The following is a 20,778-nucleotide window of genomic DNA, read 5'->3' on the forward strand; positions in this document are numbered from 1 at the left end:
CCGATCAGCCCGTCCGGCGTTCGAGGACGAGGCCGGAGGCCGAAGCGGGGGTCCGGGGGCGGCGGCCCCGGGGAACCAGGTGTGTCCCCACCGCGTTTCCATGGGCAGGGGTGCCGGAGAGAAAACGCCCCCTCCGCCGGAGGCTCGTGCAGCATGCCCGTCGGGGGGCGATACTGTGCGGCGACCGGATGACCAGGGGGAGGTCGAGTGACACACCCGCCGAAGCACAGCGCGGCGCCACCAGTGGCGGGTCCCGCCCTGCCCGCCGTGCCTCCCCAGCCCGCACCGCCCGCCTCCGCCGGGGCCCCCGGCCCCCTGTCCCTCGTGCCGCCCGCCCGCCGTACCGCCCTCGCCGAGGGCGCCGAGCGGCTGCGGGCGGCCGTGACGACCGAGCCGGGCCGGCTGCGCGTCATCGGTGCCGTACTCGCCCTGCTGGTCGTCGCGTTCGGGGCGGTCACCGCGTGGCAGACCTCGGAGCGGGCGGCCGCCGCCGACGACGTGCTGCACCGCAGCCAGCCGCTGAGCTCCGGCTCCGCCGCCATCTACCGCTCGCTGGCCGACGCCAACACGGCCGCGTCCAGCGGGTTCCTGGCGGGCGGGCAGGAGACGGCGGCCTCCCGCGACCGCTACGAGAAGGACATCCGTACGGCCGCCTCGGGACTGGTCACGGCCGCCGCCAACGCCGAACCGGGCTCGTCCTCCGAGGCGACCATCGCCCGGCTGAACAAGCTGCTGCCGGAGTACAAGGGCCTGGTCGAGCGGGCCCGGACGTACAACCGGCAGGGCTATCCGGTCGGCGGCGCCTATCTGCGGTACGCGAACGAGAAGATGCAGAAGGACATGCTCCCGGCCGCCGAGGACCTCTACACCAAGGAGAACCAGCGCCTGGACGCCGACTACGGGAACGCGACGCCGTACCCGTGGGCGGCGATCGCGCTCGGCTTGCTCGCCCTGGCCGCGCTCGGCTGGGCCCAGCACCGCACGTACCGGCGCACCAACCGCGTCCTCAACCACGGTCTGGTGGCCGCCTCCGGCGCCACCGCGGTGGCCCTGCTGTGGCTGGTGATCGGCCACGCGGTGGCGCGCGCCGAGCTGGACGGCTCCTACGACCACGGGATCCGCTCCCTGAACGTCCTGCACGACGCCCGCATCGCCTCCCTGAAGGCGCGCGGCAACGAGAACCTGAGCCTGGTCTCGCGCGGCGCCGAGACCGTCACGGTCGACGGCAGGACGTACGACGCCTACTACTACGACTTCGACCAGGACATGACCGTCCTCGGCAAGGGCCTCACCGCGGCCGGGAAGCTCGCCGACGACACGGCCGGCACCCGGCCGGTGCGGGCGGCCCAGGGCAACATGGCGGTGTGGAAGCAGCGGCACGCCGCCGCCCGCGCCGACGACGAGAACGGCAACTACCAGCAGGCGCTGGACAAGGTGATCGGCGGCAAGGACGCCACCGGCGCGTGCTTCGACAGCGTCGACAAGAACCTCGCCGGGGCCATCGACCACGAACAGGCCGAGTTCCAGCGGGCGGCCGGTGACGGCCGGGACGCGATGACGGGGCTGCCGATCGGCGCGGCCGTGCTGGGCGTGCTCGGTGCGGCGGGAGCGGTGGCCGGCATCGGGCGCAGGCTTTCGGAGTACCGGTGACAGGGGGCATGACGATGTACGCGGCACGTGCACGGGCCTCCCTGCGGGGCTGGGGCGGGGTCGGCGCCATGGCGGTGCTGTGCGCGCTGGCGCTGGCGTTCGTCCTGTTGCTCCCCCGCACCCAGTCCTCGCCCCCGGAGGCGGACGCCACGGCCGGGCCGGGCGTGGCGAGCGGCCGGCAGGCACGCGCCGGCGACTGCCGGGAGGACCAGGCGCAGAACCAGACGCTGGCGCCGTCCGGCGCGGACGGGCCCACGATCGACGCCATCAAGGCCCGTACCGGCGCCAAGCGCAAACTGGTCGTCGGCATCGACCAGAACAGCTACCGCTGGGGCTACCGCAACCCGAACACCGAGGGCGCGGAGCTGGAGGGCTTCGACATCGACCTCGTGCACCGGATCGCCGCGGACATACTCGGCGACCCGGACGCGGTGCAGTTCAAGGCGATACCGACCAGCCAGCGCATCCCCGCGATCCAGAACGGCCGGGTCGACATGGTGGTGCGCACGATGACCATCACGTGCGACCGGCTGAACCAGGTCGCGTTCTCCGCGCCCTACTTCAAGACCGGGCAGCAGGTGCTGGCGCCCAAGTCGTCGTCCATCACCGGGTACGACGACTCCCTCGCGCACAAGAAGGTCTGTACGGCGGCCGGTTCGACCGCGCTGGCCAAGCTCGACGCCGACCGCAGGTCGGGCCGGCTGCCCGCGTCCACGGACCTGTCCACCACCGTGCCCAACCAGCTGGACTGCCTGGTCCGGCTCCAGCTCGGCGAGGTCGACGCGGTCGTCACCGACGGCGCGCTCGCGGCGAGCCAGGCCGCCCAGGACCCGACGGTCGAACTGAAGGGCACGCCGTTCACCACCGAGTACTACGGCGTGGCGATGAAGAAGGACGCCTCCGATCTGGTACGCCGGGTCAACCGCGTCCTGGTGGACTACCGGGCGAACGGCTGGCAGAAGTCCTACGACACATGGCTGTCGGCGACACTGGGGAGTGACTCGGGACCGTCCGAGCCGCCCGCGCCGCGGTACCTGCGCACGAGCTGAACCCCGAGGCCGACCGACCGGGGCCGCACCAGGCCCGCCACACAGCAGCGAGAGGTGATCGATGGGCGTCACGGACCCCGCCGGGCCGGTGATGGACCGGGACGAGGTGGACCGTGCGCTGGCGCGGCTCGGCGCCGAGCACGAGGCGATCGAGACGTCGCTGCTCGCCCTCCAGGACCACGCGGGCCGCAGGCTCCTGGAGGGCGCCGCGCTGACCGGCGTCACTCAGGAGCGCTGGGCCGCCGCGGACGCGGCGATCACGCTGCTGTGGGCCTGCTTCGACGCGTACGCGGCCGCGCTGCGCTCCGCCCGGGAGATCCGCTCGCGGCGCCGCTGGTCCAGCCGGGACGACCTGGTGGAGCTGACGGGGCTGCTGCGCGGCGAGACCGTCGCCGTGCCCGGCGCCGGGCGGCTCAGCGAGAGCTACTCGCTGACCGCGCTGGTGGACCGGATGAACGAGCTGTACGCGTCCTCGCTGGACCTGGTCGTCGCCGCCGACGCGGTGTGGTCGGCGCTGCCCGCCCGGATCGATCTGCTCGCCGCCGAGCTCCAGCGCACCCGCCGGCTCGCGCACTCGGTGGGCGTGCGCCCCGGCGAGCACCCGGCGGGCGACGACCTGGAGCACATCACCCGGACGCTGACGGCGCTGCGCGAGGACGTGGTCTCCGACCCGCTCGCCTTCTGGGTGCCGGCCGAGGGCAGTTCGGCCCCTGGCGGCGGCCGCCCGGACACCACGGTGTACGACCGCGAGGCGCGCGCCCTGGAGGACGTGCGCCGCGAGATCGAGGCCGTGCTGACGGTCCGGCAGGACGCGGAGGCGCGGCTGATCCGGCTGCGGGACGTGCTGTCCCGCGCGGACCGCACCCTCGCGGAGGCCCGCACCGCGCGCGGCGAGGTGCTCGCGAAGATCGCGGCGACGGAGGTGCCGGTGGTCAGCGGGCCACCGACCGTGCTCCAGGAGCGGCTGGCGGCGGCCGCCGAGTACCGCAGGCAGGCCCAGTGGCACCGGCTCTCCCCGCTGCTGGAGGCCCTGGAGCAGCAGGCGGAGGACGAACTGCTGCGGGCCCGCGAGTCGTTGACGGCGGTCACCGCGCCGCTCGCGGTCCGGGCGGAGCTGCGCGGCCGGCTCGACGCGTACAAGGCGAAGGTGGCCCGCCTCGGGTACGCCGAGGACACGCTGCTCGTCGAGCGGTACGACACGGCCCGGCGCATGCTGTGGAGCGCGCCCTGCGACCTGCGCGTCGCCGAACAGGCCGTGCTGCGCTACCAGCGGGCGGCCCAGGAACTGCTCGGCACCCCGCGCGTGCCGGAGGACGACAGGGGGGAGCGGTCATGAGTCAGGCCGGGCAGAACTGCCAGCGGCCGGGCTGCGAGGGCTCGTACGAGGACGTGGGCGGCGGCGAGCTGTACTGCGACACGTGCGGGCTCGCCCCGGTCGTGTCCACGAGCGGCATGGTCGGCTCGCCGCCCACCGGCGTCACCAAGGGCTCCTCGCGGGGCAGTGGTTCGCACTCCAGCGCGCGCAGCTCCCGTACGTCGTCTCAGTCGTCGAAGTCGCGGCGCTCGGTGTCGGGGCGGCTGTCGCGGTCGCTGTCCGGCACGTCGACCGGCCGCTCGGTGTCGGTGCGCAGCTCCGGCTCGGCGTCCGGCACCTCCACACGGGGCCGGCTCGGCGCCGGACTGGTGAGCGTGCCGCAGGTGCCGCGGCCCGACCCGCGCGCGATGGTGCTGGACCACCCGGAGGTGCCCGAGCGCAAGCGGTTCTGCTCGCGTTCGGACTGCGGGGCGCCGGTGGGGCGGGCCCGCGGGGAGCGGCCGGGGCGCACGGAGGGGTTCTGCACCAAGTGCGGGCACCCGTACTCGTTCGTGCCGAAGCTGAAGACCGGGGACATCGTGCACGGCCAGTACGAGGTCGCGGGCTGCCTCGCGCACGGCGGGCTCGGCTGGATCTACCTGGCCGTGGACCGGGCCGTGTCCGACCGGTGGGTCGTGCTCAAGGGTCTGCTGGACACCGGCGACCAGGACGCGATGGCCGCCGCGATCTCCGAGCGGCGGTTCCTCGCGGAGATCGAGCACGCCAACATCGTGCGGATCTACAACTTCGTGGAGCACCTGGACCAGCGCACCGGCTCCCTCGACGGCTACATCGTCATGGAGTACGTGGGCGGCAAGTCCCTGAAGGAGATCGCCAACGCCCGCCGCACCCCGGACGGCCGCCGCGATCCGCTGCCGGTGGAGCAGGCCTGCGCGTACGGCATCGAGGCGCTGGAGGCGCTCGGCCACCTGCACAGCCGCAACGTGCTGTACTGCGACTTCAAGGTCGACAACGCCATCCAGACCGAGGACCAGCTGAAGCTGATCGACATGGGCGCGGTGCGCCGCATGGACGACGACGAGTCCGCGATCTACGGCACGGTCGGCTACCAGGGTCCGGAGGTCGCCGAGGTCGGCCCCTCGGTGGCCAGCGACCTGTACACGGTGGGCCGTACGCTCGCCGTGCTCACGTTCGACTTCCAGGGGTACACGAACGTCTACGTGGACTCCCTGCCCGACCCGGACACCATCGAGGTCTTCCGCCGGTACGAGTCGTTCTACCGGCTCCTGGTCCGCGCCACCGACCCCGACCCGGCCCGCCGGTTCGCCTCCGCGCAGGAGATGGCCGAGCAGCTGACCGGGGTGCTGCGGGAGGTCGTCTCGCTGCAGAGCGGGCAGGCGCGGCCCGCTCTGTCGACGCTGTTCGGGCCCGAGGTCCGGGTGCCCGACACCGTGTTGTTCCCGTCGGACGCCGGGGACGTGTCCCGGCTCGGCGCCCGGCAGACCACCGCGGGCGGTACCGCCCCCGCGCCGGCCGCGCTGCCGCCGGCATCGCTGGTCAGACCCGTCGACGTGCCCGCCGCCGCGCTCGCCCTGCCCGTCCCGCTGGTCGACCCGGGCGACCCCAACGCCGGTTTCCTGGCGGGCCTGATGGCGTCCGCGCCGGCCGAGCTGCTCGCCGCCCTGGACGCGGCGCCGGTGCGCACGGTCGAGACCCGGCTGCGCCAGGTCCGGGCCCGGCTGGAGAGCGGCGACCACCAGTCCGCGCTGATGTCCCTGGCCAAGCTGGAGGACGAACAGCCCGAGGACTGGCGGGTGGTGTGGTACCGGGGCGTGGCCGCCCTGGTGACCGGTGACTTCGAGGGCGCCGCGCTCTCCTTCGACGCGGTCTACGACGCCTTCCCCGGCGAGGCCGCGCCCAAGCTGGCCCTCGCCCTGTGCGCGGAGGTGCTGGGGCAGCTGGACAACGCCGCCGAGTACTACCACCTCGTGTGGGCGACCGACCCGAGCTTCGTGAGCGCGGCGTTCGGGCTGGCCCGGGTGCGGCTCGCGGGCGGCGACCGCACCGGGGCCGTGGGGACGCTGGAGTCGGTGCCGGAGTCGTCCATCCACTACACGGCGGCCCGGGTGGCGGCCGTCCGCGCCCGGCTGCGGGAGCGCACGGCCGCCGCGGGTGACGTACCGTTCCTGGACGACCTGACCGCCGCCGCCGGCCAGGTCGAGGCGCTCAAGGCGTACGGCCTGGACCCGGCCCGGCGCGAGCAGTTGTCGGCCGAGGTGCTCGGCTGCGCGCTGGACTGGATACTCTCCACGGGTGAGGGCGCAGGGCCGGCCACCGGTGGGCGGGTACTGCTCGGCAGCGGCCTGGACGAGCGGGGCCTCCGCTTCGGCCTGGAGCGCGCCTACCGCACGCTGGCCCGGCTGGCGCCCGGCGGCGAGGAGAGGATCGAACTGGTGGAACGGGCGAACCGTTACCGCCCCCGGACGTGGGTGTAGTCGATGTCGCAGATGCCCCAGCAGGCCGCACTGGCCAAGTGCCCGAGCTGCGCGGAACCGCTCGAACCGGGTGACCTGTTCTGCGGCGCGTGCGGGTACGACCTGTCCGTCGTACCCGAACCGCCGCGGGACCACCCGACGCTGACGATGACCGCGTCGGCGGTGGGGAGAACCACGGCCGCGGGCGCCGGCCCGGGCCCGCTGACCGGGGCGGCCACGGCCGTGGCCGACGGGCCCGGCACGGCCGGTGCCGATGTGGCCGGTGAGGGCGGGGAGGGTGGCGATGTGGACTGGCCAGCCGCCCGTCCGGCCGGCTCGGGTGCCCAGCCGCCCGTCCATCTGCCCACCGACCTGCCGGGCACGGACTCGGGGGGCTCCCCGCTGAGCGGACAGCCGCTGATGGCGGCCGGGGGCGGCGAGCCCTCGGGCACCCCGGAGGGGGCCGGTGCGCCGGGCGGACCGGGCACGCCGGGTGCGCCGGGTGCGCCGGGTGGGCCGGGTACGCCGGGTGCGCCGGGTGGGCCGGGTACGCCGGGTGCGCCGGGTGGGCCGGGTGGGCCGGGTACGTCCGAGTCCGGTCAGGAGCAAGTACCGGCCCCCGGTGTCCGCTTCGACCGTGCGCCGCAGCCCGACGACTACCCGCTCCAGGCGCCGGACCCCCGGGCGGCCGTCCCGGGCGCCGACGCGGATGCCGGCGGGGCCGACGCTGGTGCCGGTGAAGCCGGTTCGGCGGAGGCCGCCGTCGGCGATGGTTCGGCGCAGGTGTGTGTGGCCTGCCGGGCCGGGCGGGTGGACAGCGACGGGTACTGCGAGAACTGCGGGCACGCCCAGCCACGGGAACGCGACCACATGGAGCGGGAGTCGGGTCCGGTGGCCGCCGTCAGCGACCGCGGGCTGCGCCACCACCGCAACGAGGACGCCTTCGCCGTCGACATCGCCGCGCTGCCCGACGGCACCCCGGCCGTCCTAGCGATCGTCTGCGACGGCGTGTCCTCGGCGACCCGCCCCGACGAGGCCTCCCTGGCCGCGTCCCGGGCCGCCGGCGAGACCCTGCTGGCCGCCCTGCCGCGCGGCACGCACCCGCAGGCCGCGATGCACGAGGCGATCATCGCCGCCTCGCAGGCCGTGAACGCCCTCGCCGGGGAACCGGACCCGGCGCGGGAGCACGACCCGCACCAGAACGCCCCGGCGTGCACGATCGTCGGCGCGGTGGTCGCCGCCGGGCTCCTGGTGGTCGGCTGGGTCGGCGACAGCCGCGCCTACTGGGTGCCGGACGACCGCGGCACGCCCACGGCCCGGCTCACCGAGGACGACTCCTGGGCCGCCCAGATGGTCGCCGCGGGCCTGATGAGCGAGGCGGAGGCCTACGCCGACGAGCGCGCCCACGCGATCACCGGCTGGCTCGGCGCCGACGCCTACGAACTGGAGCCGCACACCGCGTCGTTCAAACCGGACCGGCCCGGAGTCGTCGTGGTCTGCACCGACGGTCTGTGGAACTACGCCGAGACGGCCGGGGAGATGGCCGACGTCGTGCCCCCGGACGCGGCCGAACGCCCGTTGCACAGCGCGCGGGTCCTGGTCGGACACGCGCTCGACGGCGGGGGCCACGACAACGTAACAGTGGCGATCCTGCCGTTCCCCGCGCCGCCGCACGGGGCAGGATCGGCCTGAGGCCGGACAGGGGAGAGAACCGACGGACCGGAGGGGACCGGACCGTCCACGTCACCGCCTCACACCGGCCAGGTGTCCGAGGGGGATTCGAGGGGGATTCGATCAGTCATGGCCAATTTCGCGAAGTCGAACGTGCCGCAGTTCTCGATGGACGTCTACCAGAACGAGTACCTGCCCGAGGGCGGCAGCGAGGTCAACGCGATCGTCACGGTGTCGGCGACCGGCGGCGGCACGATCGGCAGCGCCGTCACCGCCCCGCACCTGTACGGGCCGGGGCAGGGCCCGTCGGCGGCCGTGGCGGTCATGGTGGACTGCTCGGGCTCCATGGACTACCCGCCGGCCAAGATGCGCAACGCCCGTGACGCCACGGCCGCCGCGATCGACACCCTGCGCGACGGCGTCCACTTCGCGGTGATCGGCGGCACGCACGTCGCCACGGAGGTCTATCCGGGCGGCGGGCGCCTCGCGGTCGCCGACGCGCGCACCCGCGCCGAGGCCAGGGAGGCGCTGCGCCGGCTGAGCGCGGGCGGCGGTACGGCCATCGGCACCTGGCTGCGGCTCGCCGACCGCCTGCTCGCCTCGGCGGACGTCGCCATCCGGCACGGCATCCTGCTCACCGACGGCCGCAACGAGCACGAGGCGCCCGCGGACCTGAAGTCCGCGCTCGACGCCTGCGCCGGCCGGTTCACGTGTGACGCGCGGGGCGTGGGCACCGACTGGGAAGTGAAAGAAGTCACAGGGATCGCCTCCGCGTTGCTCGGCACCGCCGACATCGTGGCCGATCCGGCCGCGCTCGCCGCCGACTTCACGCGGATGATGGAGACGGCGATGGGCAAGGAGGTCGCCGACGTCGCCCTCAGGGTGTGGACGCCGGTCGGCACGAGCATCCGCTTCGTCAAGCAAGTCGCGCCCACAGTCGAGGAGTTGACCGGCCGTCGCACGCAGGCCGGGCCGCGCGCCGGGGACTATCCGACAGGTTCCTGGGGCGACGAGTCCCGCGACTACCACCTCTGCGTCGAGGTCCCGCCGGCCGGTATCGGCCGGGAGATGCTCGCCGCCAGGGTCTCGCTGGTCATCCCGGAAACAGACGGAACGGTACAGAACCTCGGGGCGCAGGGGCTCGTACGGGCCGTGTGGACCGACGACATGACCGCCTCGACCTCGATCAATCCCCAGGTCGCGCACTACACCGGCCAGGCCGAACTGGCACAGGTCATCCAGCAAGGGCTCGATCTGCGCAAAGCAGGCGATTTCGACGGAGCAACGGCCAAACTGGGGCGGGCGGTTCAGCTCGCCGGGGCGTCGGGGAACGCGGATACTGCGAAACTGCTTGCGAAGGTGGTGGACGTGGTCGACGCGGCGACAGGTACTGTGCGGTTGAAGGCGAAGGTCGCGGAAGCCGACGAGATGACTCTCGAAACCCGGTCCACCAAGACCGTTCGCGTGAAGAAGTGACCCTTGCAAGCGAGTACCACGGACCCTTAGGAGAAGGGGAAGCGCCGACATGCCGACCTGCCCGAACGGACACCAGTCGGGTTCCGACGACTGGTGCGAGGTCTGCGGTCACCGCATGGCCGGTGCCGTACCTCCGCCCCCTCCCCCGCCGCCGACCGCCGGTGGCGGCTACGGCTTCCCGCCGCCCGGCCCCGGAGGCCCGGGTCAGCCCGGTGGTGGCCGCCCGCATCTGTCGGCCGTGCCCGACCCGGAACCGGAACTGTGCCCGCAGTGCCGTACGCCCCGTGAGGGCGGCGCGCCGTTCTGCGAGGAGTGCCGGTGGAACTTCCTGACCAACACGGCCACGTCGTACACCCCGGCCGCGCCGCGCCCGGCCCAGCCCCGCTTCCAGCCGCCGAGCGCGACGTACGGCGGCGGTGACGGGTACGAGTACCAGGGCTCGCGGCCCTCGCAGGTGAACCGGCCCGCCGAGCCGATCCCGTCCTTCGGCAGCGAGCCTTCGGGCCCGACGCCGTTCGCCTCCGAGCGCCGCCCGTCCGGCCCGCCGCCGACCTCGGGCGGCCCGGCCGGCCAGCAGGGTCCCGGGGGCCCGGGCGGCCCCGCGGGCCCGTCCGGCTTCGGCGACGGCCGCCGTCCGGGCGGTCCGCCGCCGGGAGTCGGGGGCATCCCGGGTCAGGGACCTGGTGCGCCCGGCGGGCCTGGTGGCCCCGGCTTCGGTGGTGGCCCGGGCCAGGCGCCCGGTGGTCCTGGCGGCCCCAGTGGCCCTTCCGGCTTCGTTGCCGGGCCCGGCCAGGGACCCGGCAACCCGTCCGGCCCCTCCGCCTTCGGTGGCGGTCAGAGCGACCCCGCCGGCCCACCGCCGTTCGGTCGCGGCCAGGGAGACACGTCCGGCCAGCCGCCGTTCGGTCGCGGCCAGAGCGACCCCGCCGGCCAGCAGCCCTTCGGCCGTGGCCAGGGAGAGACGTCCGGCCCGCCGCCGTTCGGTGGCGGTCAGGGTGGTCCCGCCGGTCCGCCGCCGTTCGGGCGTGAGCCCGGGGGCCCCGGCGCCCCGACTCCCCCCGGCCCGCCCGGTGCTTCCGGCCCCTCGGTGTTCGGCGCCGACCCCTCGCGTCCGGTTCCGCCGCCGCCCGGTCCGACCCCGTCCGGCCCCGGCGCCGCGGCGGGCGGCCCCCCGCAGGCGTTCCAGCAGGCCGGGCCGCCCGCCCCGCCCGCGTTCCCGCAGGAGACCGGCCGGCCCCCGGCCGGCGGCCCGGCCTTCGGTGGCGGAGACGACGACTGGGTGATCTCCCCGCCGACCGGCCAGCCCGGCCCGTCGGGGTCCGCCGGTGGTCCGGGCGGCGGCTACGGCTACCCGCCCGCCGGTGCCCACCAGGCCCCGTCCGTTCCCGGTTTCCCGCAGGCTTCGCGGCCGTCGGCCGGCTGGACGGCGACGATCGGCCCGGACCGCGAGTACTTCATGGCGATGATGCACCGCTCCGGTCCGGAGGCGGCGGGCCTGAACCTGCCCGCCTACTCCCCCGAGCAGCAGCGCGCCCTCACCGGCAACCAGGTGACCATCGGACGGCGCCGGCACTCCACCGGAGACACCCCGGACATCGACCTGTCGGTGCCGCCTGAGGACCCGGGCGTCTCGCACCAGCACGCGGTGCTGGTGCAGCAGCCCGACGGCACCTGGGCGGTCGTCGACCAGAACTCGACGAACGGGACGACGGTCAACGGCGGCGACGAGCCGATCCAGCCCTTCGTGCCGGTGCCGCTACAGGACGGCGACCGCGTGCACGTGGGCGCCTGGACGACGATCACGGTCCGCCACGGCTGACCACGCACGCGGCGGCCCGGACCGTATGGGCCGCCGGCCGGGCGGTTACGGGAGGGGCCAGGTGTTCGGGCCCTCCGGGTCGTCCAGCCATGCCCGCGCGTGCCCGGCACCTGTGGTGCCGGGGGCGATCGTGACGCCGTAGCGTTCGCGGTCCGGCATGCCCGTGCGCTCCCACAGGGCGTAGGCGTCCACCGGGCTCAGCGCGGCCCCGGCGAGGCCGAGCAGGAAGTGGAACGACTCCTGCTCGCGCGCCCGGGCCGGCAGCCCGCTCAGCGACACCGGGCCGGCCTCGGCGCGGCCCTCGCCGCGCAGTGGGACGAAGTAGGCCGGCGTGGACAGGAAGCGGCCCTCGGCGTGCCCGGCGTCCCGCACGGTCAGCGCGAGCAGCCCGGTGGCCAGCGGCACCAGCACGCAGGCCCCGGGACGGCACTGGGTGAGCCAGGCGCGCGGCACGGTGGGCAGCGCGCAGGTGGCGATGATCCGGTCGAAGGGGGCGCGTTCCGGTACCCCGCGCGCCCCGTCGCCGGTGACGACCGCCGGGTGGTGACCGGCGGCGGCCAGGTGCGTCCGGGCCGACTCGGTGATCTCCGGTTCCAGGTCGACGGTGGTGACGAGGTCGTCGTCGCCGAGCCGGTGGGCGAGCAGCGCCGCGTTGTAGCCGGTGCCGGCGCCGACCTCCAGCACCCGGTGGCCGTCCTCGACCCGCAGGGCGACGAGCATCCGCGCCATCAGGGAGGGCTGGCTGCTGGAGGAGAGCAGTTCGCCGTCGCGCAGCCGGGTGGCCAGCGGGGCGTCGGCATAGGCACCGCGCACCCAGCGTTCCCGCGCGGCCCGGTCCGGGCTCTGGCCCCAGCGGCGCTCGTAGCCGCCCCGGACGCCCACGTAGTAGTACGGCACGAACACGTGCCGGGGCACGGCGGCGAAGGCCTGCCGCCACACGGGATCCTCCGCGAAGGCGCCGTCGGCGTCGATCTCGCGCACCAGCTCGGCCCGTGCCTCGGCGGCGAGCCGGCCGGTCTCCGCGTCGTAGGCGCCCATGGGTCCACAGTAGGGCGGCCGGGGCCGGGCGGTCTTACGTCCGGAGTCCTCGGTCACCCGGTCTGAGACCATGGACCACGTGAATGAGATTCGGCGCGGCACGCTTCAGGAGCAGACCTTCTACGAGCAGGTCGGCGGGGAGGAGACCTTCCGCCGGCTCGTCCACCGTTTCTACGAGGGTGTCGCCGAGGACCCGTCCCTGCGGGCGATGTACCCGGAGGAGGACCTGGGCCCGGCCGAGGACCGGCTGACCCTGTTCCTCATGCAGTACTGGGGCGGCCCCACGACGTACAGCGAGCAGCGCGGTCACCCCCGGCTGCGCATGCGGCACGTCCCGTTCACCGTCGACCGGGCCGCGCACGACGCCTGGCTGAAGCACATGCGGGTGGCCGTCGAGGAACTGGGGCTGTCCGAGGAGCACGAGCGGACGCTGTGGAACTACCTGACCTACGCGGCCGCGTCGATGATCAACACCCCGGGCTGACCGCACCCGGTCGCTGAACGTCGGATTCCGGCCGTACGGCACCGGATTCCGGTCACGATCCGGTATAGACCGCTCGACAACCGCTTACCCGGGGCCCGTTGTCTCTGCGAGCATCGCCGCGGAGGTCCGGATGATCCGGAGGGTCCACAAGGGACCCGCGACGACAAAGCGGGCGGGGGCGGGGCTGGGTGACGGGGTTCGTCGTCTCACGCGCGCGGGCCCACCGGCTGCTGCTCGGCGCGATGCTGCTCACGGTGCTGCTGACCACGACGGTGCTGGCGACGCTCACGGCCTACTCCGGCGCGATCGGCGACGCGGCGCTGCGGCACGTGCTCGACGACCCGCGCAACGCGGCCGACACCGCTCTGATCGTCAAGGCCGACGTGCCCGCCGGCCGGCGTACGGCCGCCGACCAGGCCGTACTGGCGGGGGCGCGGAAGACGTTCGACGGGCTTCCGGTGACCGTGCGGACGCTGCGCCGCTCGGGGCCGTACGCCCTGCCCGGCTCGCTCCGCCCGGCCGGCGAACGGTCCGGTGACCGGCCCGGCGATGGCTCCGGTGGGGGGTCCGGCGATCCCGACCTCACGTACTTCGCGGCGCTGGACCCCACCCAGGTGCGGATGACCGCCGGCCGCCTCCCCGGACCCGCGAAGGCCGGTTCCGAGGGTTCCGAGGTCCAGGTGGCGCTCCCCCGGTCCGTGTCCGCCCGGCTCCGGCTGGAGCCCGGCGACCGGATCACGTTGTCCGACCAGCTCGGCGGCCGGTCCGTGCGGGTCCGCGTGACCGGGCTGTACCGCCCGCTCTCGGTGACGGCGCCGTACTGGCAGCTGGACGACCTGCGCGGGCGCGGCGTGCAGACGTCCGGTTTCACGATGTACGGCCCCCTGCTCACGGACCCGTCGGTGCTCGCCGCCGGCCGGGTGAGCACCGGGTCGACCGCCTGGCTCGCCTCGGCCGACTTCGGCACGCTGACGACCGGGCGGACCGGCGCGCTGCGGGACGCCGCGCGCGCGGGCAGCGGCAGCCTGCGCAAGTCGGCGGTGCTGAGCGGGATGACCGCGTTGTCGACCTCGTTGCCCGACGTCCTCGACCGGATCGACCGCTCCCTGCTCGTCTCCCGCTCCAACCTGCTGATCGTCACGCTCCAGCTGATCCTGCTCGCCGGCTACGCGCTGCTGCTCGTGGCGCGGCTGCTCAGCACCGAACGGGCGGCCGAGACCCGGCTGCTGCGGGCCCGGGGCGCCTCCCGGACCCGGCTCGCGGTCCTGGCCGCCACGGAGTCGCTGCTCCTCGCGCTCCCCGCCGCCCTCTGCGCGCCCCTGCTCTCCACCCCGCTCACCACCCTGCTGGCCTCCCGGGGCCCGCTGAGCCGGCTCCACCTCCACCTGGACGTCCCCCGGGCCGGCCGCCTCTGGGTGTGGCTGGTGGCGGCGGCGGTGGCCCTGGCCTGCGCGACGGCCGCGACACTGCCCACCCTGGGTGCCGGACGGGAGCCGGGGCGCACGGGCGGCAAGCGGGGCGCGACAACGGTCCGCCGCCGGGCCACGGCACCGTGGCGGACGGCTCGGACGGTGCGGACGGGACGGACGGCGGGTGGCGGCCCGACGGCCCGTCCCGGCACCCGCTCCCCCATCCGCTCCGGTGCCGGTCGTACCCCTGGCGCCGGCCTGGTGCCCGGCCCCCTCCAGGCGGGCGCCGATCTCGCGCTGCTGGCCGTGGCCGGCGTCGCCTACTGGCAGTTGGGGCAGCAGACGTCGGGCGCCGTGGTGGCCGGACGGGGCGGGGTGCTCGGCATCGATCCGCTGCTCGTCGCCGCGCCGGCGCTGGCCCTGCTCGCCGGGACCGTGCTGACGCTGCGGCTGCTGCCGCCGGTCGCCAGGCTCGCGGAGCGGCGCGTGGCGGCCGGGCGGGGACTGACGCCGGCGCTGGTCGGCTGGCAGTTCAGCCGGCGCACCGCGCGCGGGGCCGGACCGGTGCTGCTGCTCGTGCTCGCGGTGGCGCTCGGCATGCTGGCCATCGGGCAGGCCTCCTCCTGGAGCCGCTCGCAGGACGACCAGGCCGACTTCCGTGCCGGGGCGCCGGTGCGGGTGCTGGCGGACGGGGACGGTGACCTCGGCCGCACCGACCTGTACGCGGGCCTGCCCCACGTCCGTGCGGCCGCCCCCGCCGTCCGCGCCCAGGACCTGCTCTCCGGGGACCGTACGGCGACCGTCCTCGCGCTGGACACCGCCCGGGCGGCGGACACGATGCTGATGCGCCGGGACCTGGCTGACGTACCGGCGCGGCGGCTGCTGTCGGGGCTGACCCCGAAGGACGCACCGGCCGGGGCCCAAGTCCCCTCCCACACATCCCGGTTGCGGCTGACGGCGAGCCTGCGCAGCTCCACCGGGCCCGGTACGACCGCCGACGTGACGGTGACGCTGGAGGACAGCTACGGGGTGCCGTACGACCTGCCGATCGGGCAGTTGCCCACCGACGGCCGCGCCCACGTCCTCACCCTGGACCTGCCTTCCGGGGCCGGCCCGCTGAGCCTCACCGGATTCCGGCTCACCATGGGCCAGCCGGCCGAACGCGCCGAGCGACACCGCTTCACCGTGCGGGAGTTGGCGGCGACGGGCACCGACGGCGAGACCCGCCGGCTTTCCCTGCCCACCCGCTGGACCACGGCCGCCGAGGCGGGCGGCGCTGCCGTGCCCAATGCCAGGACCAGCCCCACCCGGCCCGAGGTGCTGCCCGGCCGGCCGCTGACCGTTACCTACGGCACCGGGTACCTCCCGGACGCGGACATCTGGACCGTGGCCTCCCTGACGGTCGACCTGCGCGCCGCCCGCCCGGCGCCGCCCGAGGTGACCGCCGTGGCGACCGACCGGTTCCTCGCGTCGGCGGGCGCCCGCACCGGGCAGCGGGTGGACGTGACGATCGGCGGCCAGAGCCTGCCGGTGCGGATCGTACGGTCCGTGCGGGCGCTGCCGACGACGGCCGCCGACGCCGAGCACACGGGTGACGGCGACGGGGGTGCCGTACTGCTCGATCTGCGCGCCGCGGAGCGGGTGTTGGAGGCGCGCCACGGTGACGTCGTCACCCCGACCGAGTGGTGGCTGCGGACCGCGCCGGGCGACGCGGCCGGGGTCGCGGCGGCGGTGCGGGCGCTGCCCGACATGGATCCCGGGCAGGTCGTGGTGCGGGACGAGATCGCCGCCGAACTGCGCGACGACCCGTTCGGCGCGGGTCCGACGGCCGCGTTCACGGCGGCGGCCGTGGTGGCCGCGGCCCTCGCCGCGGTCGGTTTCGCCGTGGCCGCCGCCGGGGCGCTGCGGGCGCGGGACGCGGAGTCCGCGGTCCTGCGCGCGCTCGGTGTGCCGCGCCGGCGGCTGGCCCGCGCCGTCGCCGCCGAACAGACGGTCCTGGTCGGGCTGTCGCTCGCCGTGGGCGTGGCCCTGGGCGCCGTACTCGCCCGGGCGATCCTGCCGTTGATCGTCCTCACCACCCAGGCCACCCGGCCGGACCCGCCCCTTGTGGTCCAACTCCCTCTGGGCCGGGTCCTGTTGCTGCTGGGGGTCGTCGCGCTGGCCCCGCTGGCGGTCACGGCGGTCCTGTCGCTGCGCCGCGCGGACCCGGCGCGGGCGCTGCGGGACCAAGGGGGTGAGTGAGGTGCGGCGTGCTGTCACCGTGGTGGTCGCGCCCTGGGTACGGACGCGGCTGCGGTCCGCCCCCGGGGCGGCTCTCGCGCTCGCCCTGCTGGTCGCGGTGACCGCCTGCCTGGCCGGGGTCTTCCCGCGCGCGGTCGACCGGTACGAGGACGCCGGGCTGGCGCGTGCCCTGCGGGAGGCCGGCCCCGTCCACACCACGATCACGGTGTCCGCCCCGCAGCCCGACTTCGCCGCGGCGCCCGGCGAGCGTGCGGCGGCGCTGCGGCCGGACACGCTGGAACGGCAGTACGCGAAGCTGCTCGACGCGGCGGGTGCCCCGCTGTCCGTGGACCGGGACCAATCGGCGTACGGCGTAGGCACCCGGACCAAGCCGCCGGTGCCCGACCCGTGGATCCCGCGCCCGAGCGGTCTGCCCGCCCATGTCGCGCTGGTCGCGCAGAGCGGCCTCGCCGGGCACGCCCGGGTGCGGGAGGGACGGCTGCCGCGCACGTCCGGCCCGGTGACCGACAGCACCCCGGGCGTGGAGGCCGCCGTCACCGCCGCCACCGCCAGGAGCCTGCATATCAGGACCGGTTCGGTCATCCACGTGCCCGGGGTCGGCAGGCCCCCGCTCGCCGTGCGGATCACCGGCATCCTCACCCCGCGCGACCCGGCCGGCGCCTACTGGTCCACCCAGCCGCTGCTGCGCACCCCGAGCCTGGTGACCGTGCCCCCGCCGGCCCCGGACCCCGTCCAGTACTGGCTCGGCGCGCTGCTGCTCCCGCCGGACGCGGCGCCCGCCCTGCTCGGCACCGCGGGCGACCCCGCCCGGTACTTCAACCTCGCCCCCGACCTCGGCGGGCTGCGCGCCCACGACCTGGACCGGCTGAAGTCCGCCGTCGCCGCCCTGGAGTCGGGCCCCGGCCTGCAGCGGGCCCGGACCGTCACCGACCCGCGCGCCGACGTCGACACCGGCCTGGACGACGCCCTCGCCGGTTTCTCCGGCCTGCGCTCCGGGATCTCCTCGCTGGTCGCGGTGGCCGCCGCCGGGACCGGGACGGTCGCCGCCGTGGTCCTGCTGATGGCGGGCGGCCTGGCCGCCGACCGCCGCCGCACCGAACTCGCCCTGCTGCGCGCCCGGGGCGTCTCGCTGCGCGGCCTCGCCGGGCGCCTGCTGGCCGAGACGTCCGTCGTCGCCGTACCCGCGGGTGCGCTCGGCCTCGGCGCGGCACTGGCGCTGGTCCCGGAGGGCCGCACCGGGTACGCCGTGGCCGCCGCCCTCGCCGTCACCGCCGTCGCCTGCGCCGCCCTCCCGGTGCGGGCCGCGCTCGCGCACCGCGCGGTGCGGGTGGCCGGCGGCCCGCGCGAGGACGTGGCGACGGTACGGCCGTCCCGGCGCCGTACGGTCGCCGAGCTGACGCTGCTCGTCCTCGCGGCCGGTGCGGTGGAGGCGCTGCGCCGGCGCGGTGCGACGGGCGGCCAGCTGATCTCGGTGGCGCCGGTGCTGGTCGGGGTGATCGCGGCGCTCGTGCTGCTGCGCACCTACCCCTTCGTCCTGCGCCGGCTCGGCCGTCCGGCCCGCCGGCTGCGCGGAGCGGTGGCCCACCTGTCGCTGGCCCGCGCGAGCCGCACCTCCGTGTCGGCGGTCCTGCCGCTGCTGGCCCTGCTGACCGCGCTCACCACGGCCGCGTTCGGCGGCTCGGTCCTCTCCGGGGTGCACACGACCCGGGACCGCGCGGCCCTGCTCGCCGTCGGCGCGGACGCCCGCGTGGACTCCGACGCGCCCCTGCCCGCGGGGCTCGCCACGCGCGTACGGGACGTGCCCGGGGTGCGGGGGGTGGCCCCGGTGAGCATCGACTACCAGGCGAAGCCGCTGGACGGCCAGGACTCGGTGGCACTGGCGGCCGTCGACCCGGACAGCTACGGCCGGTTGGCGACGCACACGGGCCTGGGCGCCTTCGATGCCGGCGACTTGACGCGACGGCACGGCGAACTCCCCGCCCTGGCCTCCCCGTCCGTCGCCGAGGCGTACGGCACCCGCCGTCCCTTCCTGGTCCGGCTGGAGGACGGCAGCGCGGTCACCGTGCGGATCACCGCCGTACGCGAGCGCACACCGGCCGTCTCCGGTGACTTCCTGGTCGTCGACCGCGCCGGACTGACCCGGGCGGCGGCCCGTCCCACGGCTCTGCTGCTCACCGGCGGCCAGGTGGACGCGGGGGCGCTGCGCCGGGCCGTCCACGGTTCCGGCACGGTCCTGGTACGGGCCGAGGAGCAGGCCGGGTACGCCGACTCGCCGCTCCAGACCGGCGCGGAGCACGTGTACACGGCGGCGGTGGCGGCCGGCGCGGGCTACGCGCTGCTCGCCCTGCTGCTGTCCCTGCTGCGCGCGGCGCCGGAACGCACGGCCCTGCTGGCCCGGCTCCGCACGATGGGCCTGAGCCGCGCGGAGTCCCGACGCCTGCTGGTCCTGGAGTCCCTGCCGCTCGCCCTTCTGGCCGGCCTCGGCGGCGCGCTGACCGGCTGGGCGACGATCCGTCTCCTCTCCCCCGGCATCGACCTCACCACCATCGCGGTGGCCACGGCGGAGACGCCGGCCGGCGAGGCGACGCTCCGCCCGGACGCCTGGTCCCTGACCGTTCCGGCCGCCCTGGTCCTCACCCTGACGGTGGCCGTCGCCGCCACACAGGCGTGGTGGACGGCCCACCGGGGCTCCACACGGGAGCTGCGGGCGGGGGACGGCCGATGAGGTGGAACGACGGCGCCGTCGCCAACTGCGGGCCCGCAGCGGCTTGTCGCGCAGTTCCCTGCGCCCCTTACGGGGCACGCACGTACGTAGCTGCGGGCATGCGTGCCGCGAGGGGCGGCACGGGCCGCGCCGTCGCCGGGTACGGGCCCGCCGTGGCCGGGTACGGGCCCGCCGTCGCCGGGTACGGGTCCGCCGTCGCCGGGTGCGGGTCCACCGTGGCCGGGTGCGGGTCCGCCGTCGCCGGGTGCGGGTCCACCGTGGCCGGGTACGGGTCCGTCGTCGCCAAGTGCGGGTCCGTCGTGGCTGATCGCGCAGTTCCCCGCGCCCCTTACGGGGCACGTCCCCGCCCAGCTACGGGCACGGGCACCGGGGCGGCGCCCACCCGGCAGCGGCCGTACGACTGCGTAGCTGCGGGCATGCGTGCCGCTAGGGGCGGCACGGGTGGGCGCAGCGGCACCCGGGCAGCGCCGGGAAGCGTCACCGCCCCCGCCCGGCCGCAGTACCGCGCACCCACGCAGGAGACGTCATGACCAGCGAAGGCACCCTGATCAGCTGCGACCGCCTGGTCCGCATCTTCTCCGCCGACGGCATCGAGGTCCAGGCCCTCCAGGGCCTCGACCTCACCGTCCGGGAGGGCGAGCTGATGGCCCTGGTCGGCGCCTCCGGCAGCGGCAAGTCCACCCTGATGAACATCCTCGCCGGCCTCGACACCCCCACCGCCGGCGCAGCCCACGTCGCCGGCCGGGACCTCCTCACCCTGACCCCCCGCGACCGCCTCGCCTACCGCCGCGAGGTCGTCGGCTTCGTCTGGCAGCAGACCTCCCGCAACCTGCTCCCCTACCTCACCGCCGCCCAGAACGTCGCCCTCCCCCTCCAGCTGGCCGGCACCGGCACCCGCCCCCGCACGAGCCGCCGTACCCGTACCGAACGCGCCCTGGAACTACTGGAGTTGCTGCGGGTGGCCGACTGCCGTGACCGCCACCCGCACGAGATGTCCGGCGGCCAGCAGCAACGGACCGCCATCGCGGTGGCCCTCGCGAACGCACCCTCCGTCCTGCTCGCCGACGAACCCACCGGCGAACTCGACTCCCACACGGCCGCGGAGATCTTCGAGGCGTTCCGCGCGGCCAACGAGACCCTGGGCACCACCATCGTCATCGTCACCCACGACCAGGCGGTGGCAGGCGAGGTCCGCCGCACGGTCGCCATCCGTGACGGCCGTACCTCCACGGAGGTCCTGCGCCGCAGCGAGGTGGACGCGACCACCGGGCACGAGACGCTGGTCGCCCGCGAGTACGCGATGCTCGACCGGGCGGGCCGCCTCCAGTTGCCCGCCGAGTACACCGCCGCGCTGAACATGCGCGACCGCGTTGCGCTGGAGCTGGAGGACGACCACATCCAGATCTGGCCGGACGACCGGAACTGAA

At 75.6% G+C, this 20,778-nt stretch carries 13 protein-coding genes; 11 read left to right on the plus strand and 2 right to left on the minus strand.

What is annotated here, in order from left to right:
• Positions 1–207 precede the first annotated feature (207 nt).
• The 7 genes from ABZ854_RS06525 (at position 208) to ABZ854_RS06555 (ending at position 11,454) form a co-directional block, all read left to right on the plus strand.
• The gene (locus ABZ854_RS06525) at positions 208–1,650 is read left to right on the plus strand and encodes a hypothetical protein (RefSeq protein WP_361205239.1); all 1,443 of its coding nucleotides are present in this window, start codon (positions 208–210) and stop codon (positions 1,648–1,650) included.
• A 14-nt stretch (positions 1,651–1,664) separates the two neighbouring features.
• Positions 1,665–2,699, plus strand: a complete 1,035-nt coding sequence (locus ABZ854_RS06530) for a glutamate ABC transporter substrate-binding protein (RefSeq protein WP_361205242.1) — start codon at positions 1,665–1,667, stop codon at positions 2,697–2,699.
• A gap of 61 nt (positions 2,700–2,760) precedes the next feature.
• A complete protein-coding gene (locus ABZ854_RS06535) occupies positions 2,761–4,035 on the plus strand; it encodes a hypothetical protein (RefSeq protein ID WP_361205245.1) in 1,275 nt (424 codons plus the stop codon).
• On the plus strand, positions 4,032–6,509 hold the full coding sequence (locus ABZ854_RS06540; RefSeq protein ID WP_361205248.1) for a tetratricopeptide repeat protein: 2,478 nt from the start codon (positions 4,032–4,034) through the stop codon (positions 6,507–6,509). Before ABZ854_RS06535 ends, ABZ854_RS06540 begins: the two co-directional genes overlap by 4 nt.
• Before the next feature lie 3 nt (positions 6,510–6,512).
• Positions 6,513–8,180 carry a PP2C family serine/threonine-protein phosphatase gene (locus tag ABZ854_RS06545; protein ID WP_361205251.1) on the plus strand — a complete coding sequence of 556 codons (1,668 nt, stop codon included), beginning with the start codon at positions 6,513–6,515 and terminating at the stop codon, positions 8,178–8,180.
• Positions 8,181–8,288: 108 nt separating this feature from the next.
• Positions 8,289–9,635, plus strand: coding sequence for a VWA domain-containing protein (locus tag ABZ854_RS06550; RefSeq protein ID WP_361205254.1), 1,347 nt, complete (start codon positions 8,289–8,291; stop codon positions 9,633–9,635).
• Between the two features lie 49 nt (positions 9,636–9,684).
• Entirely contained in the window at positions 9,685–11,454 is a 1,770-nt protein-coding gene (locus ABZ854_RS06555) for an FHA domain-containing protein (RefSeq protein ID WP_361205257.1), read from the plus strand.
• A gap of 45 nt (positions 11,455–11,499) precedes the next feature.
• Here ABZ854_RS06555 and ABZ854_RS06560 read toward each other — a convergent pair whose 3' ends face one another.
• Entirely contained in the window at positions 11,500–12,492 is a 993-nt protein-coding gene (locus ABZ854_RS06560; protein ID WP_361205259.1) for a methyltransferase domain-containing protein, read from the minus strand.
• A gap of 70 nt (positions 12,493–12,562) precedes the next feature.
• Here ABZ854_RS06560 and ABZ854_RS06565 point away from each other — a divergent pair, with 70 nt between their 5' ends.
• From ABZ854_RS06565 to ABZ854_RS06575, 3 genes are all read left to right on the plus strand, one after another.
• Complete coding sequence (locus ABZ854_RS06565; protein WP_361205262.1) at positions 12,563–12,976, plus strand: globin; 414 nt, start codon at positions 12,563–12,565, stop codon at positions 12,974–12,976.
• Positions 12,977–13,164: 188 nt separating this feature from the next.
• The gene (locus ABZ854_RS06570) at positions 13,165–16,626 is read left to right on the plus strand and encodes an FtsX-like permease family protein (protein WP_361205265.1); all 3,462 of its coding nucleotides are present in this window, start codon (positions 13,165–13,167) and stop codon (positions 16,624–16,626) included.
• Position 16,627: 1 nt separating this feature from the next.
• Complete coding sequence (locus ABZ854_RS06575; protein ID WP_361205268.1) at positions 16,628–19,351, plus strand: FtsX-like permease family protein; 2,724 nt, start codon at positions 16,628–16,630, stop codon at positions 19,349–19,351.
• A gap of 67 nt (positions 19,352–19,418) precedes the next feature.
• Here ABZ854_RS06575 and ABZ854_RS06580 read toward each other — a convergent pair whose 3' ends face one another.
• A complete protein-coding gene (locus tag ABZ854_RS06580; protein ID WP_361205271.1) occupies positions 19,419–19,637 on the minus strand; it encodes a hypothetical protein in 219 nt (72 codons plus the stop codon).
• A gap of 240 nt (positions 19,638–19,877) precedes the next feature.
• On the opposite strand from ABZ854_RS06580, the gene ABZ854_RS06585 reads away from it, so the two are divergent.
• The gene (locus tag ABZ854_RS06585) at positions 19,878–20,777 is read left to right on the plus strand and encodes an ABC transporter ATP-binding protein (RefSeq protein ID WP_361205274.1); all 900 of its coding nucleotides are present in this window, start codon (positions 19,878–19,880) and stop codon (positions 20,775–20,777) included.
• The last annotated feature ends 1 nt before the right edge of the window (position 20,778 follow it).

The sequence above is a fragment of the Streptomyces sp. NPDC047028 genome (assembly GCF_040644095.1).
GTDB lineage: Bacteria > Actinomycetota > Actinomycetes > Streptomycetales > Streptomycetaceae > Streptomyces.